General features: G+C 63.7%; 15 protein-coding genes. 7 read left to right on the top strand and 8 right to left on the bottom strand.

Translation table 11 applies throughout. The features are described 5' to 3' along the window. Positions 1 to 91 precede the first annotated feature (91 nt). From HX839_RS14625 to HX839_RS14605, 5 genes are all read left to right on the top strand, one after another. Entirely contained in the window at positions 92 to 772 is a 681-nt protein-coding gene (locus HX839_RS14625) for a response regulator (RefSeq protein ID WP_003209011.1), read from the top strand. Beyond that, positions 772 to 2091: an ATP-binding protein gene (locus HX839_RS14620; protein ID WP_008431673.1), complete on the top strand. Its 1320-nt coding sequence runs from the start codon at positions 772 to 774 to the stop codon at positions 2089 to 2091. The genes HX839_RS14625 and HX839_RS14620 overlap by 1 nt, the downstream gene beginning before the upstream one ends. Positions 2092 to 2213: 122 nt before the next feature. Further along, complete coding sequence (locus tag HX839_RS14615; RefSeq protein WP_177020577.1) at positions 2214 to 2987, top strand: N-acetylmuramoyl-L-alanine amidase; 774 nt, start codon at positions 2214 to 2216, stop codon at positions 2985 to 2987. Between the two features lie 150 nt (positions 2988 to 3137). Further along, a complete protein-coding gene (locus HX839_RS14610) occupies positions 3138 to 4538 on the top strand; it encodes an aspartate aminotransferase family protein (RefSeq protein WP_087695097.1) in 1401 nt (466 codons plus the stop codon). 80 nt (positions 4539 to 4618) lie between these two features. Further along, positions 4619 to 4843 carry an MbtH family protein gene (locus HX839_RS14605; protein WP_003209001.1) on the top strand — a complete coding sequence of 75 codons (225 nt, stop codon included), beginning with the start codon at positions 4619 to 4621 and terminating at the stop codon, positions 4841 to 4843. Between the two features lie 149 nt (positions 4844 to 4992). Here HX839_RS14605 and HX839_RS14600 read toward each other — a convergent pair whose 3' ends face one another. The 8 genes from HX839_RS14600 to HX839_RS14565 are packed head-to-tail and all read right to left on the bottom strand — an operon-like array spanning position 4993 to position 11147. Beyond that, positions 4993 to 5940 carry a metal ABC transporter solute-binding protein, Zn/Mn family gene (locus tag HX839_RS14600; protein ID WP_134327059.1) on the bottom strand — a complete coding sequence of 316 codons (948 nt, stop codon included), beginning with the start codon at positions 5938 to 5940 and terminating at the stop codon, positions 4993 to 4995. Beyond that, entirely contained in the window at positions 5940 to 6839 is a 900-nt protein-coding gene (locus tag HX839_RS14595; protein WP_003208998.1) for a metal ABC transporter permease, read from the bottom strand. Before HX839_RS14595 ends, HX839_RS14600 begins: the two co-directional genes overlap by 1 nt. Next, positions 6836 to 7582, bottom strand: a complete 747-nt coding sequence (locus tag HX839_RS14590; RefSeq protein WP_177067235.1) for a metal ABC transporter ATP-binding protein — start codon at positions 7580 to 7582, stop codon at positions 6836 to 6838. The genes HX839_RS14595 and HX839_RS14590 overlap by 4 nt, the downstream gene beginning before the upstream one ends. Next, positions 7579 to 8499, bottom strand: coding sequence for a metal ABC transporter substrate-binding protein (locus HX839_RS14585; protein ID WP_023659272.1), 921 nt, complete (start codon positions 8497 to 8499; stop codon positions 7579 to 7581). The genes HX839_RS14590 and HX839_RS14585 overlap by 4 nt, the downstream gene beginning before the upstream one ends. 26 nt (positions 8500 to 8525) lie before the next feature. Next, complete coding sequence (locus HX839_RS14580; RefSeq protein WP_102605703.1) at positions 8526 to 9086, bottom strand: DUF6162 family protein; 561 nt, start codon at positions 9084 to 9086, stop codon at positions 8526 to 8528. Next, positions 9083 to 9412 (bottom strand): hypothetical protein, encoded by a 330-nt coding sequence (locus tag HX839_RS14575; protein WP_003208992.1) that lies wholly within the window; start codon positions 9410 to 9412, stop codon positions 9083 to 9085. Before HX839_RS14575 ends, HX839_RS14580 begins: the two co-directional genes overlap by 4 nt. Beyond that, entirely contained in the window at positions 9409 to 9948 is a 540-nt protein-coding gene (locus HX839_RS14570) for a hypothetical protein (RefSeq protein ID WP_008431660.1), read from the bottom strand. The genes HX839_RS14575 and HX839_RS14570 overlap by 4 nt, the downstream gene beginning before the upstream one ends. Further along, positions 9945 to 11147: a PepSY domain-containing protein gene (locus HX839_RS14565; RefSeq protein ID WP_087695105.1), complete on the bottom strand. Its 1203-nt coding sequence runs from the start codon at positions 11145 to 11147 to the stop codon at positions 9945 to 9947. The genes HX839_RS14570 and HX839_RS14565 overlap by 4 nt, the downstream gene beginning before the upstream one ends. Positions 11148 to 11398: 251 nt before the next feature. Here HX839_RS14565 and leuC point away from each other — a divergent pair, with 251 nt between their 5' ends. Together leuC and leuD are read left to right on the top strand one after the other, a co-directional pair. Continuing rightward, positions 11399 to 12820, top strand: a complete 1422-nt coding sequence (leuC, locus tag HX839_RS14560) for a 3-isopropylmalate dehydratase large subunit (RefSeq protein WP_177067234.1) — start codon at positions 11399 to 11401, stop codon at positions 12818 to 12820. Next, the gene (gene leuD, locus HX839_RS14555; RefSeq protein ID WP_003208984.1) at positions 12817 to 13431 is read left to right on the top strand and encodes a 3-isopropylmalate dehydratase small subunit; all 615 of its coding nucleotides are present in this window, start codon (positions 12817 to 12819) and stop codon (positions 13429 to 13431) included. The genes leuC and leuD overlap by 4 nt, the downstream gene beginning before the upstream one ends. Positions 13432 to 13529 lie beyond the last annotated feature (98 nt).

Below are 13529 nucleotides of genomic sequence, written 5' to 3'. Positions count from 1 at the left end.
GGGATTATCCGGGATTCTTGGCGTTGGCGGCATAATGCACGCTTAATCCACTGCCTTTTTAATCACCCTCACATTTTGCAAAGGGTTCACCATGCACGTACTGGTCTGTGAAGACGACGAGCTGATCGCCAGCGGCATTGTTGCCGGGCTCAGCGCCCAGGGCCTGACGGTCGAGCGCGTCGGCACGGCTGCGGCTGCCCGGGCGATGCTCAAGGTGGCGGAATTCGACGTGATGGTACTCGACCTCGGCCTGCCGGATGAAGACGGCTTGAAGCTGTTGCAGCAACTGCGCAGCCAGGGCCTGGAGATTCCAGTGCTGATCCTGACCGCACGGGATTCGGTGACCAACCGCGTCGACGGCCTGCAGGCCGGTGCCGACGACTACCTGCTCAAACCCTTCGACCTGCGCGAACTCGCCGCACGCCTGCACACCCTGTTGCGCCGGGTAGCCGGCCGCAGCGTCAACCTGATCGAGCACGGGCGCCTGACCTACAACCCCAGCAGCCGCGAAACGTTGCTGGGCGGTGAGTCGGTGGACCTGTCCCGCCGCGAGCAGGCGCTGTTGCAGGCCCTGTTGCAAAACCGTGGTCGGGTGCTCTCCAGCGAGCAGCTCAAGGACAGCGTCTACGGCCTGAACGACGAACTGGAAAGCAACGCCCTCAACGTGCACATCCACCACCTGCGGCGCAAACTCGGCAACGGCATCGTCGAAACCGTGCGCGGCCTGGGCTATCGCCTGGGCCCGGCTGACGGTGGAGAGGACGCTTCGTGATGAGCCTGCGCCTGCGGCTGACCTTCAAGCTCGGCGCAGCCTTCGTGCTGATCTGGGTCCTGGCCGCCGCGTGGATGCTCAACGACCTGCGCAACCAGATGATGTTTTCCCTCGACCAGCGCCTGGTGGCGTCGGCACGCATGGTGGCGGGCCTGATGGAGCAGATGCCCGGCCTTTCCAGCACGGGGGAGGGCGCGCACTTCAGCGCCGAACAGTTGAATGTACCGGGCGGCATGGCGTGCCAGGTCAGTTCCTTGCGTGGCGTGGTGCTCGCCCGCAGCCACACCACTCCGGACCAGGGCCTGGAGTCGCGCAAGAGCGGCTTTCGCGACCAGATGATTGATGGCGTGGGCTGGCGCAGCTTTACCCTGTCCCGTGGCGATTTGTTTATCACCACCGCCGACCGGCAGGTGGAGCGTGAAGCGTTGAACCTGTCGATCCTGCTGGCCGCCTCGGTGCCGGTGGGCGTGGCATTGTTGGGCTGCCTGTGCCTGTTGTGGCTGGGGATCGGCCAGAGCCTGTTGCCGCTCAACCGCATGCGTGACGCCTTGATGCGCCGCAGTGCCGACTCCCTCGAACCGTTGCAGATCAGCCCGCTGCCCAGCGAACTCAAGCCACTGCTCGACACCCAGAACCAGTTGCTGCAACGCATCGCCAAGACCATCGAACGCGAACGCCGCTTGACCGGTGACGCGGCCCACGAACTGCGCAGCCCGTTGACCGCGATCAAGACCCACCTGCAAGTGGCGCGCATGACCGAAGGCGCCGCCCGTGACCAGTCCCTGGCCCATGCTGAAGAGGGCGCCGACCGCTTGCACCGCACCCTTGAGCAGTTGCTGCTGCTGGCGCGGGTCGAAGGCAGCCTGTCGTTTGATGACGGCCTGCAATCGAGTGCCGAGCAAGTTGCGCAACTGGCGATCCAGGATGCCAACGGCGGCGACAATCAGCGTATTGACCTGATCCTGGCAGACGGTTTGTCCGAAAAACCTTTGGAAATGCCGGTGGGCCTGGCCGTCGCCGCCCTGCGCAACCTGCTGGACAACGCGTTGCGCCACACCCCGGCCGATACCCGGGTGGAGCTGAGTGTGTCCAGCGCTGGCGACAATGTGGTGTTCCGGGTGCGTGACCATGGCGCGCCGATTTCCAGCGAAGACTTGCAACACTTGACCCAGCGCTTCTGGCGCAACGGCAACAGCCCGGGTTGCGGTCTGGGGTTGGCGATCGTCCAGGCCATCGTGCAGCGCTGCTCGTGCTCCCTGAAATTCGACAGCCAGGCCGATGGCATGCGCGTCGACCTGGGCATGCCGTTGCGGCGCTGAAACCTTCTTTTCACAGCACACATAGCTACCGCCATCCTCAAGCGCAACGCTTCAGGATGGCGGTAATTTTTTGTGTTTGAACCGGCTGAATGACTCGGCCTGTGTTGAAAAGGACAGCCCTTATGTTGGTTATCGATTCCACGTATCCCGCAAACGACTTCAATGAGCGCAATGGCCAGGCCGTGCGCCAGGTGATTGTGCATTACACCGCCGCGCCCTTTGCCTCGTCATTGCGTGCACTGACCCGCGACGGTTTCAGTGCCCACTACCTGTTGGCCGACCCCCATGACGCCAGCTACCACGCCGCCGGCTATGACGAGTTGCGGGTATTTCGCCTGGTGGACGAAGCGCAACGCGCCTGGCACGCCGGCACCAGCCACTGGGCCGGGCGCGATAACCTCAACAGCCGCTCCATCGGCATTGAAATCGTCAACCAGGCCCGGGATGACGCCGGTGTCTTGACCTTCCCGGCGTATGGCGCAGAGCAGATTGACGTGTTGATCGCCTTGATTCGTGACATTCAGGTGCGTTACCCGGCGATCGGTCCTACCGACATCCTCGGGCATTCCGACATTGCCTATTGGCGCAAGAGCGACCCCGGCCCCCGCTTGCCATGGCGCTGCCTGTTCGAGGCGGGCGTGGGGGCCTGGTATGAAGAGGTGGCCAAGATGGCCTATCAACGTCGGTTCGACATCGGCCTGCCGCCAGAGGTTGAGGTGGAGCGGGCGTTCCAGCGCTACGGTTATGCCCCGGCGAAAAATCGCCTGGGTTTCCAGCAACGTGTCCGTGCGTTCCAGATGCATTTTCGGCCCTCTGACTACAGTGGGCGGCTGGATGCGCAGACCTGCGCGATCCTGTATGCGTTGAATGAAAAATACACCGGGGTGGCCGGGTAAATCCGCTAAAGCTGTTTTTAACGACCACAGGTGTAAATCCTCCCTTCGCTGATGCGTTTCCAGAACAGGAAATCCGTGCGCGGCCCTTGGGCCTGGCGCCAACGGGTGGGCAGTTTGGTCACCATCATCAGCGTATTGAGGGATCGAGAGATGTCAGTCGCTACCAGCCGTATCGAAGAGACCCAGGCGGTCCCTGCGGAAACGCTTTACCAGTTCGATGAAACCCCGCTGCTGGCCCGCCAGCGCCAGCAGGAATCCAATGCCCGCAGCTACCCACGGCGCATTCCCCTGGCGCTCAAGCGCGCCCGTGGGATCTATGTCGAGGACGTCGAAGGCCGCAGCTTTATCGATTGCCTGGCCGGTGCCGGCACCCTGGCGCTGGGGCACAACCACCCGGTGGTGATCGATGCCATTCGCCAGGTGCTGAGCGATGAATTGCCGTTGCACACCCTGGACCTGACCACGCCGGTCAAGGACCAATTCGTGCAGGACCTGTTCGGCCTGCTGCCGCCGGCGCTGGCGCAGGAAGCCAAGATCCAGTTCTGCGGCCCCACCGGCACCGATGCGGTGGAGGCCGCGCTGAAACTGGTGCGCACCGCCACCGGGCGGAGCACGGTGTTGTCATTCCAGGGCGGTTATCACGGCATGAGCCAAGGCGCCCTGAGCCTGATGGGCAGCCTGGGGCCGAAGAAGCCACTGGGCGCCTTGCTCGGCAATGGCGTGCAATTCCTGCCATTCCCGTACGACTACCGTTGCCCGTTCGGGCTGGGCGGCGCGGAAGGGGTCAAGGTCAACCTGCATTATCTGGAAAACCTGCTCAACGATCCCGAGGCCGGTGTATTGCTGCCGGCGGCGGTGATCGTCGAGGTGGTGCAAGGCGAGGGCGGCGTGATCCCGGCTGATCTCGACTGGCTGCGCGGCCTGCGGCGCATTACCGAGCAGGCTGGTGTGGCGTTGATTGTCGACGAAATCCAGAGCGGCTTTGGTCGCACCGGCAAGATGTTTGCCTTCGAACATGCCGGCATTGTCCCGGACGTGGTCGTGCTGTCCAAAGCCATTGGCGGCAGCCTGCCACTGGCGGTGGTGGTGTATCGCGACTGGCTCGACACCTGGTTGCCGGGCGCCCATGCCGGGACCTTCCGCGGTAATCAGATGGCCATGGCGGCCGGCTCGGCGGTGATGCGTTACCTCAAGGACCACGACATTCCCGCCCACGCGGCCGCCATGGGCGAGCGCCTCGGCGAACACCTGCGCATCCTGCAGCGCGACTTCCCGCAGTTGGGGGACATTCGTGGCCGTGGGCTGATGCTCGGTGTGGAACTGGTGGACCCCGCCGGTGCGCCTGATGCCCAGGGCCACCCGCCGGTGCATCGCCAACTGGCGCCGCTGGTGCAGCGTGAATGCCTCAAGCGCGGGTTGATTCTCGAACTGGGCGGGCGACACGGCAGCGTCGTGCGTTTCCTGCCGCCGCTGGTGATTACTGCCGCAGAAATCGACCGTGTGGCCGAGATTTTTGGTCGCGCCCTGGCGGCGTCAGTCACCAGCCTCTAATTTTTTATCGGGCTGGCACGTTCCTTCTTACATCAGCTGTGCGTGGTGCGCAGCCAGCCTTACACCGACGGAGAACAGCAATGACCTCAGTATTCGACCGCGAAGACATCCTGTTTCAGGTAGTGGTCAACCATGAAGAACAATATTCCATCTGGCCCGACTACAAGGCCGTGCCGGAAGGCTGGCGCACCGTGGGCAAGAGCGGGATGAAGAAGGAGTGCCTGGCCTACATCGAAGAAGTGTGGACCGACATGCGTCCGCTGAGCCTGCGCCAGAAGATGGATAGCCAGGCACTTGCCGGCTGACCCGGACCTCGGGCATAACACCGACTCAAATGTGGGAGCGGGCTTGCTCGCGAAGGCGTTGTTTCAGTCACCGTATGTGTTGACTGTCACACCGCATTCGCGAGCAAGCCCGCTCCCACATTTACTGTGTTTCGCCGGTGAGAGGCGCGTTACAGCGCCTTGATCACCTGATCCACATTGCCTTCCAGTTCCGCCACCGGGTCGGCGCCATCGGTGCCCAGCACCAGCAACTTCGCCCCGCCCGCCGTGACCGCCGCCTGTACCGCATCGCTTGGCTTGCGGTGATGCAGCACCACGGCCACCTCATTCTCCTTCAAGCCTTCGCTCAGTTGCTGCAACGCCTCGGGTGTCCACTCGGTATCCGCCCTTGCATCGGTGCTGACCAGCTCCAGGTTCAAGCCACTGACGAGATAACCAAAGTGATCGCTCAAGCTGGCCACCGTCAGGTTATCGGCCTTGGCCAGTCGCGCTTCGCTGTCGGCGGTGAGCTTGAGCAGGCGTTGCTTGAGCGCGGCCAGGTTGGCTTCGATCTGCGGCTTGGCCTCGGGCGCCAGACGGCTCAGGTCGGCGGCCATCACATCGGCCATACGCCCCATGTTGTTGATGGCTTGCCACGGCTGGCTGTTCAGGCCGTCGGTGGCGCCCGGCTGCACGGCAATCCCCGGCAAGCCGCCGTCCACCGGGCGCGCGGCGTCGACTTCGACGATGCGGATATTGCTGCGCCGGGCCACCGGGTACAGCGGGTCGTCGGGCCACAGCGAGCGCAGGCCGATGGCTGCATCGGCGTCCAGCGCCAGGGTGTTCAGCGCCTGCGCACCGCGCCCGGTGAAATAGGCGACTTGCCGCGAGCCGGGCAGGTTGGCCGGTGCCGCGCGCTCAAGCTGTACGTCAGTGCCTTTGAGCAACACCTGCGCCAAGCCATAGGTGATCGGCAAGGCGGCGAGGACTTTTACCGGTTTTGTCGCCTTGGCCTGGTTCAAGGCAACATGGCCAACGCCTTGGTTGGCGGTGATCTGTAGCGGCTTGACGCCGTCGGCGGCGAATGCCGGTGTGGCAATGGCCAGGGCCAGAAGCAGTGGTCGAAACATCGGGCGCATTATCCAAGATTCCCTTTCAGGCTGGGGACCGTGCCGCGGGCGATGGCGGCGAGGGCGAAGGCGATACCGGCTACCAGGATGATCGCGGCACCGGACGGAATCGGCAGGTCGAAGATGATCGGCAGCAGGATCCCGCACAGGGTGCTGACGGTGGCGATCACCACCGAGATCCAGAAGAAGCCCTTGAGCGATTGGCTCAACAGGCGTGCGGCGGCCGCCGGAATCACCAGCAACGCACCCACCAGGATCGCACCGATGACCTTGACCGCCGCCACGGTGATCAGGGTCACCAGGATCACGAACAGGTAGTCCAGGGTCTTCACCGCCACCCCGCGCACCGCCGCCAACTGCGGGTTGAAGCTGGCGAGCATGATGCGGTTGTACAGCGGCAGGGCCAGGGCCATCACCAATGCGCCGACAATCGCCAGCACCAACAGATCATTGCCGTTGACGGTCAGCACCGAGCCGAACAGCACGTTTTCGAGAATGTGCACGTTGATCTTGCCCGCCAGAATCAGCAGCAGGCTCGCGCCCAGGGCCAGGGACACCGAGAGGAATACGCCGATCAGCGTGTCCGGCGCCAGGCCGGTGCGGTTGCGCAGGTAGTTGAGCAGGATCCCGAACAACAGGCAGTAGCCGAACAGGCTGCCGTAAGGCCCGGTGTAGGGTTCCCCCAGCAGAATGCCCACGGCCACGCCGGTCAGTGCGGCATGGCCCACGGCTTCGGAAAAGAACGCAAAGCGCTTGACCACCACCAGGGTGCCCAAACCGCCCAGCACCGGGCCGATCAGCAGGCCGGCGAGCAGGGCGTTGACTACAAATCCATAGGCCAGCGCTTCCGGCAGATACCCGGAAGACGCCCAGCCCTGGACCATCAGGCGAAAGGCTTCATAGCTCATAAGGCCGGGCTCCGTGGGTGGGTGGAGAACAGGGTCAGCAGGCGGTCCGGGGTCAGTGCTTCTTTCGGCGTGGCGTCGAACAGCACGTGGCGGTTCAGGCCGGTGACGCGATCGGCCAGGCGGCCGACGGCTTCCAGGTCGTGTTCGATCCACAGCACGGTGATCCCGGCCTGGCGCCAATCGTTCAGCAGCCGCTCGAACACCTGGATCCCGGCTTCGTCCAGCGCCGACATCGGTTCGTCCAGCACCAGCAAGTGCGGTGCCGGGATCAAGCCCTGGGCCAACAGCACCCGCTGGCGTTCACCGCCAGACAGGGCCCCCATGCGCCGCTTGCGCTTGTCCTGCATGCCGACCCGTTCCAGTGCGTCGCCAATCGCGGCGGCGTAATGTTTGGACAGCCCGAGAAACGCCGGACGCCGCTGGCACATCGCGGCCATGAAATCGTCGACGGTCATCGGCAAGCCCCGGTCGAACTCCAGCGCCTGGGGTACGTAGCCGATGGTGCCGGATGCATCCGGCCAATGCAGGCTCAACTGGCCCTGGTGCGGCGTTTGCCCCAGCAGGGTCTTGATCAGCGAGCTTTTGCCGCCGCCGTTGGGGCCCACCAGCGCATGGATGCTGCCGGGCTGCACCTGGAAACTCACTGCATCGAGGATCACCGTACGGCCCAGGGTCAGCGCGACGTTATCGAAGTCGAGGGTCGGGCCAACGCTGGCCACACTCAGGTGTTCAGCCGCCGTCATGCCCCGGACTCCTGAATCGCCCGCACCACGGTGTTGAGGTTGCCGGTCATTTCCACTTCGTATTTTTCCGCGCTGTAGTCGCCATAGGAAATATGCGACAGCGGGTACAGCTTCACCCCGGATTCACGCTGGATGGTGTCGACGTAGCTGGACGGGAAATCCATCTCCGAGAAGATCACTTTCACGTCCAGTTCCCGCAGTTGGTCGATGGTTTTCTTCAACTGGCTGGGGCTCGGCTCGATGCCGTGGGCCGGTTCCACCACGGCGGTGACTTCCAGGCCGAATTCCCGCAGCAGGTAGTCATATGCCGCGTGCACGGTGGCCACCCGCAGGTCGGGGTTGGGCGCGCTGGTGAGCTTGGCCAGGGCGTCGGCGCGCATCTGGCGCAGGCGCTTGCCGTAGGCGCGGGCGTTCTGGGTGTAGGTCTTGGCGTTGTCCGGGTCGAGCTTGCCCAGTTCCCGGGCAATGTTGTTCACCTGGGCAATCGAGGCGCTGATGGACAGGAAGGTGTGCGGGTTGACCACCTTGCCGGCACCGCGCGCAGCGTTGCCGGTGGCGGCCAGCAGCGGCACGTTGGCGTTGGCCTCGATCACCGGGATGTCCGGGCGCTCGCTGGTGGCGATCATGCGGTCGGCGAAATCGTCATGGCCGACGCCGTTGAGCACGATCACATCGAGGGTGCCGATGCGTTTGATGTCTTCGGCGCGGGGTTCGTAGGCATGGGGATTGAAACCGGCCGGGATCAGCGGGACAACTTCAGCCTTGTCGCCGACGATATTGGCGACGTAGCTGTAATACGGGTGCAGGGTGATGCCGATGCGCAGGCGTTTTGCCGGGTCGGCACTGGCGAACGGGGCCAGCAGCACGGTGATCAGGCCGACCAGCACCAGGCGTAATAATGGAGATGAAATAGACATGGTCTTCTCTCGGCTGCAACGTGAATTCAGTGACGATGCTGGCGGGTGACACCGGCATCGAATTGCGCGACTACCTGCTGCCAGCCCGCGCTGATCAGCGCCTGGTCAGTGAGGTCGGTGGGGGCGGTGAGGTGGGCGCTGCGGTTGAGCCAGATATCCGGCTCGGCGCCGCGGATGCGCATCAACAGCGAACCGCTGAGGTCCGGCGTCTGGCTCAGGCCCAGATAGGCCGCGTCCAGCAACTGCCAGCGGTGGTCGCCACGGCTCACCGAACTGGCGTCCTGGGCGAAGGGCGCGAAGCCCTCTTCGGCCAGCTGTTCAGGCGTCGGCAGGGCGCTGTGTTCCTCCTGCAGCAAGTGGATTTCATCCAGGGTCACCCGCAGGTCGGCATAGATGCCTTGCTCGGCGGCGCTGAGGTCGCGGCGGGCGTCCAGTTGGTGGCTGGGCACGGCGGCGATCTCCTGGCTTTCACCGCGCAAGGCCACCACCGTGCCGGCAACGGCGAGGATGATCAGGCACAACAGCAGGACATACAGGGTTTCGTGCCCGGCACCGGCCGGGCGCACGACTTGGGTTGTACGGCTCATTGGGGCTGGATATCCGCTTGGTCGATTTCCACCACGTGGCCGGGGCCGGCATCAAACAACACGTAGAACTCGGCGGAGGGTTTCTTGAAGGTCAGCTTCGAGTCTTCTCCCAGCTTGCCGGGCACCAGGATGGTCTCGTCGTAGCCGATCACGTCCAGGGTCACGCCGGGGGCACCGCTGCCATCGGAGAAACCACCGGTGCACTGGATCTGCTCGCCGGCGATTTCCTTGCATTCGCACATCGGGTTGTGGGCGAGGGCGACGGTACTGAAACCGGCACTGAGGATCAGCGCGCCAACGGTGCGGGCCAGTTGCGGCAAAGTCATGGTTTAACTCCTCGTTTTTTCAGCCAGTCGATGGTGGCCGGCGATGCCTGGCTCAAGGGAATGGAGGCCTGGTGCATGGCGCCGTCCCAGCCTTCCATGGTGATCCACACTTCGGCGTCCAGCGGGGTGCGCTCAGGGATCGGCAACGCGGCGCCCATGCGGTATGGGGTGCCAAAGAAAATCACCCCGGCCGCCCGCAGGCTGCGGGGCTTGCCGATACGCAGGTAGGTCGCCTTGACCTGGTCGATGCACGTGGCACACAGGGCAGCGTTGAAGGATTTCATCGGGCCTGCCGGGTCCGGGCGCGGCGGCTCGTTGCGTAGCTCGGCGAGCTTCAGGCTCCAGGGGCCGACCTGTACTTCGCCGATCTCCCGTTCGCCCAGGCCGCTGTCGCCGCGAAACAGTGCCGCGTCGGCAAAGTACTTGGGCATGAAGCCCAGGGGCACCAGCAACAGCAGGATATTGATGTGGAAGCGCCATTTGAGCCAGAAGGCCCGCAGGGGCGAGGGGGGTTGAACCGTCATGGCCTTGTTCATGGGTTGGCCTCCGTGGTCTCAGCCTGCAAGGCCTGGGTTTTCGCCGGTTGACGGGCTGCCTTGGCTTCGCGTTTCAGCGCATTGAGGGTGGCCAGGGCCGTGCGTTTGGTCCAGATCAGCAAGCCGCTCAAGACCATCATGCTCAGCACCAGGCCGAAGAAGGCCCAGATCAGCTTGATCCAGATCCCGCCAAAGTCCCCGGTGTGCAACGGGCGCATGGATTCGGTGACGAACTCCAGGGCCGAACGGTCGGACAGCAGGTGCGAGGCGGCGATTTCGCCGTTGTACGGGTTGATTTCCGCGGTCTGGAACATCAGCGGGTACCAGCCACGCCCGCCGATGCGCAGGTGGCTGTAGGCGTTGCTGGGCAGGCTCACGAAGCTGGCCTCAAGCCCGGGAATGCGCTGGGTGGCGATGTTGATCGCCTCGTCCAGGGGAATCATGGGCGCCGGTACGCCCGGGGCGGACATCGGCACTTTGTCGCGGGCAATCGCCGGGACGATCGGCTCGCTGGAAATGGTGATCTGGTTATCGCCCAGGATCGCCTGGATCAGGAACCAGGTGCCGGTGATCGAGATCACCGCGATAAACCAGATCGACCAGATGCCGCTCAACCGGTGGAAGTCGCCCCAGAAAATCCGCGCACCGTGACGAATGCGCAGGGTCGGCCTGAAAAAACCTTTCCAGAAACGCTTGTAGACCACGAGGCCGGTGACCAGCGAGGCCAGCAGCGGCAAGCCCAGCAGCGAGACCAGGTACCAGCCCCAGCTGTAGCCATTGGTGAAAGGCACCAGCCACCAGCCATGCAGGGCACGGGTAAATTGCTGGAAGTTGAACGATGGGCTGATGCCCTGGATCACCCCGGTGTATGGGTTGACGTAGACCTCCAGCGAGCGCCCGTCGGGGTAGCTGAGGTCGGCGCTGAGGGCGAAGTGCGATTCGTCCGGGCGGCTCAGGGATTCGACGATCACCTGGGGTTCGGCGCGCTTGATGGCGCCGATCACCTGGTCGTAGGTGAGCGGTTCGGCATCGTCCGACGGCTTGCTGGCGCGGATGTCCGGGTTGGCCAGCCAGACGATCTCCTGGCTGACCACCGCCAGGGTGCCGGTGACGCAGACGATCAGCACAAAGAACCAGATGGGCAATGCCAGCCAGCTGTGCACGAGAAACCAGAGTTTTGAGCGTGACTTCTTCGACATGTGAATGAGGGTCTTGATCGGAGGGAGGCGGTAAAGGCCCGGAAAACGCCACCCGTAGCTTTTGCTGACGCGAGCGGCTGTATCTAAGTTAAGACGGATGAGAAACACAAAACCCTAAGGCGGATATGAAAGTAAATGTTTCAGATACGCATTCATGCAACACGAAACATGTTCCGAGCCATCACCAAGGCGGGATTGATAGGGCGGGGGCGCTGCCTATGATGGGGTCATACCGTTGAGCGAGCCCCATAATGACTTCTGCCAGAACCCTCTACGACAAACACATCGATTCCCACACGGTGTGCCGCCTGGATGACCAGGGCCATGTGCTGCTGTACATCGACCGCCAGGTGATCAATGAATACACCAGCCCGCAAGCTTTCAGCGGCTTGCGCGAGGCGGGCCGTGGTGTGTGGCGGCCCGGTACGGCGCTGGCGGTGGTCGACCATGTGAACCCCACCACGCCCAAGCGCATAGCGACCATGCCGGATGCGGGCGGCGCGCGCCAGGTGTCGTACCTGGCGGAAAACTGCCTGGATTTCGGGATCGAGCTGTTGGATATCCTCGACAAGCGCCAGGGCATCGAACATGTGATCGCCCCGGAGCAGGGTTTTATCCTGCCGGGCATGGTGATCGCCGCCGGCGACAGCCACACCACCACCTACGGGGCCTTGGGCGCGTTCGGCTTTGGCATTGGCACTTCGGAAATCGAGCATTTGCTGGCCTCGCAAACCCTGGTCTACAAGCGTCTGAAAAGCCTGCGTGTGACCGTGGACGGCGAACTGGCCCGTGGGCTGACCTCCAAGGACGTGATCATGGCGCTGATCGGCAAGATCGGTGCCTCGGGTGCCACCGGCTACGCCATTGAGTTTTGTGGGTCGACCATCGATGCCTTGAGCGTCGAGGCGCGCATGACCATTTGCAACATGGCGGTGGAAGCCGGCGCACGTGGAGCGTTCATGGCGCCGGATGAAAAAGTCTTCGCTTACCTCAAGGGCAAGCCACGCGCGCCGAAGGGCGAGTTGTGGGAACGCGCCCTGGTGGGCTGGCGCCAACTGCACTCGGATGCCGACGCGGTGTTCGACCTCGAAGTGCAGCTGGATGCCAGCGCCCTTGAGCCGATGGTCACCTGGGGCACCAGCCCCGACCAGGCCGCCCCCATCGGCGCCCGCGTGCCGGACCCGCAAGACATCAGCGACCTGATCCTGCGCCAGGACATGCGCCGCGCCTTGAACTACATGGGCCTGGAAGCCGGCATGCCGTTGAGCGACATTGTGATCAGCCACGCGTTTATCGGCTCCTGCACCAACGCCCGTATCGAAGACCTGCGCGACGCCGCCAGCGTGGTGCGCGGCAAGCACGTGGCCGACCATGTGCGGGCGATGATCGTGCCGGGCTCCACCGAAGTGCGTGACCAGGCCGAAGCCGAAGGCCTTGCCGCGATCTTTATCGACGCCGGGTTTGAATGGCGCCAGTCGGGCTGCTCGATGTGCCTGGCGATGAACGACGACGTGCTGGAGCCGGGCGACCGCTGCGCTTCCAGCACCAACCGCAATTTCGAAGGCCGCCAGGGCGCGGGTGCCCGCACGCACCTGATGAGCCCGGCCATGGTCGCCGCTGCGGCCATCACTGGCCGGCTGACGGATATTCGCCACTTTGGAGACCGCACATGAGCTTGCAACCCTTCACTCGGATCACCGGCAAGGCGGCGCCGATGCTGGCGGCCAATATCGACACCGACGTGATCATGCCCAAGCAGTTTCTCAAGGGCATCGACCGCAACGGGCTGGATCGCGGGTTGTTCTTTGATTTGCGCTTTTTGCCCTCGGGTGAGCCTGACCCGCAATTTGTGCTGAACCAGCCGGCCTGGCAGGGCGCGAGCTTCATGGTAGTGGGGCCGAACTTCGGCTGTGGGTCCAGCCGGGAGCATGCGGTGTGGGGCTTGAAGCAGATGGGCATTCGCGCGTTGATCGGCAGCAGCTTTGCGGGGATTTTCTATGACAACTGCCAGCGTAACGGGGTGTTGTTGATCACGCTGGAGGAGGCGGTGTTGCAGCGGTTGGGGCAGATGGTGAGTCAGCCTGAGCAGGCGCAGATCAGTGTGGACCTGGAGGCGCAGGAGATCCTTTTGGCGGACGGGCAGGTGATTGCGTTCCAGATCGATACGTTGCGCAAGACTGCGTTGTTGTTGGGGTTGGATGCTATTGGCACGACGTTGCAGCGCAGTGAGCAGATCAAGGCGTTTGAGCGTGAGCATTTGGCGGCCAATCCTTGGCTCGGGTGATGGGGCTGTAGTTGCAGGTTGGCTGCTGCGCACTGCCTGCGTTCGGCCTCGGGCTGGATGGGGCAGTCAGATCAAAATCAAGAGCACAGCGGCCTCCC

Origin of the sequence: Pseudomonas sp. I8001 (genome assembly GCF_013385345.1) — a bacterium.
In the GTDB taxonomy this organism is placed as follows: domain Bacteria; phylum Pseudomonadota; class Gammaproteobacteria; order Pseudomonadales; family Pseudomonadaceae; genus Aquipseudomonas.
This window is presented reverse-complemented; position numbering and strand designations above follow the sequence as displayed.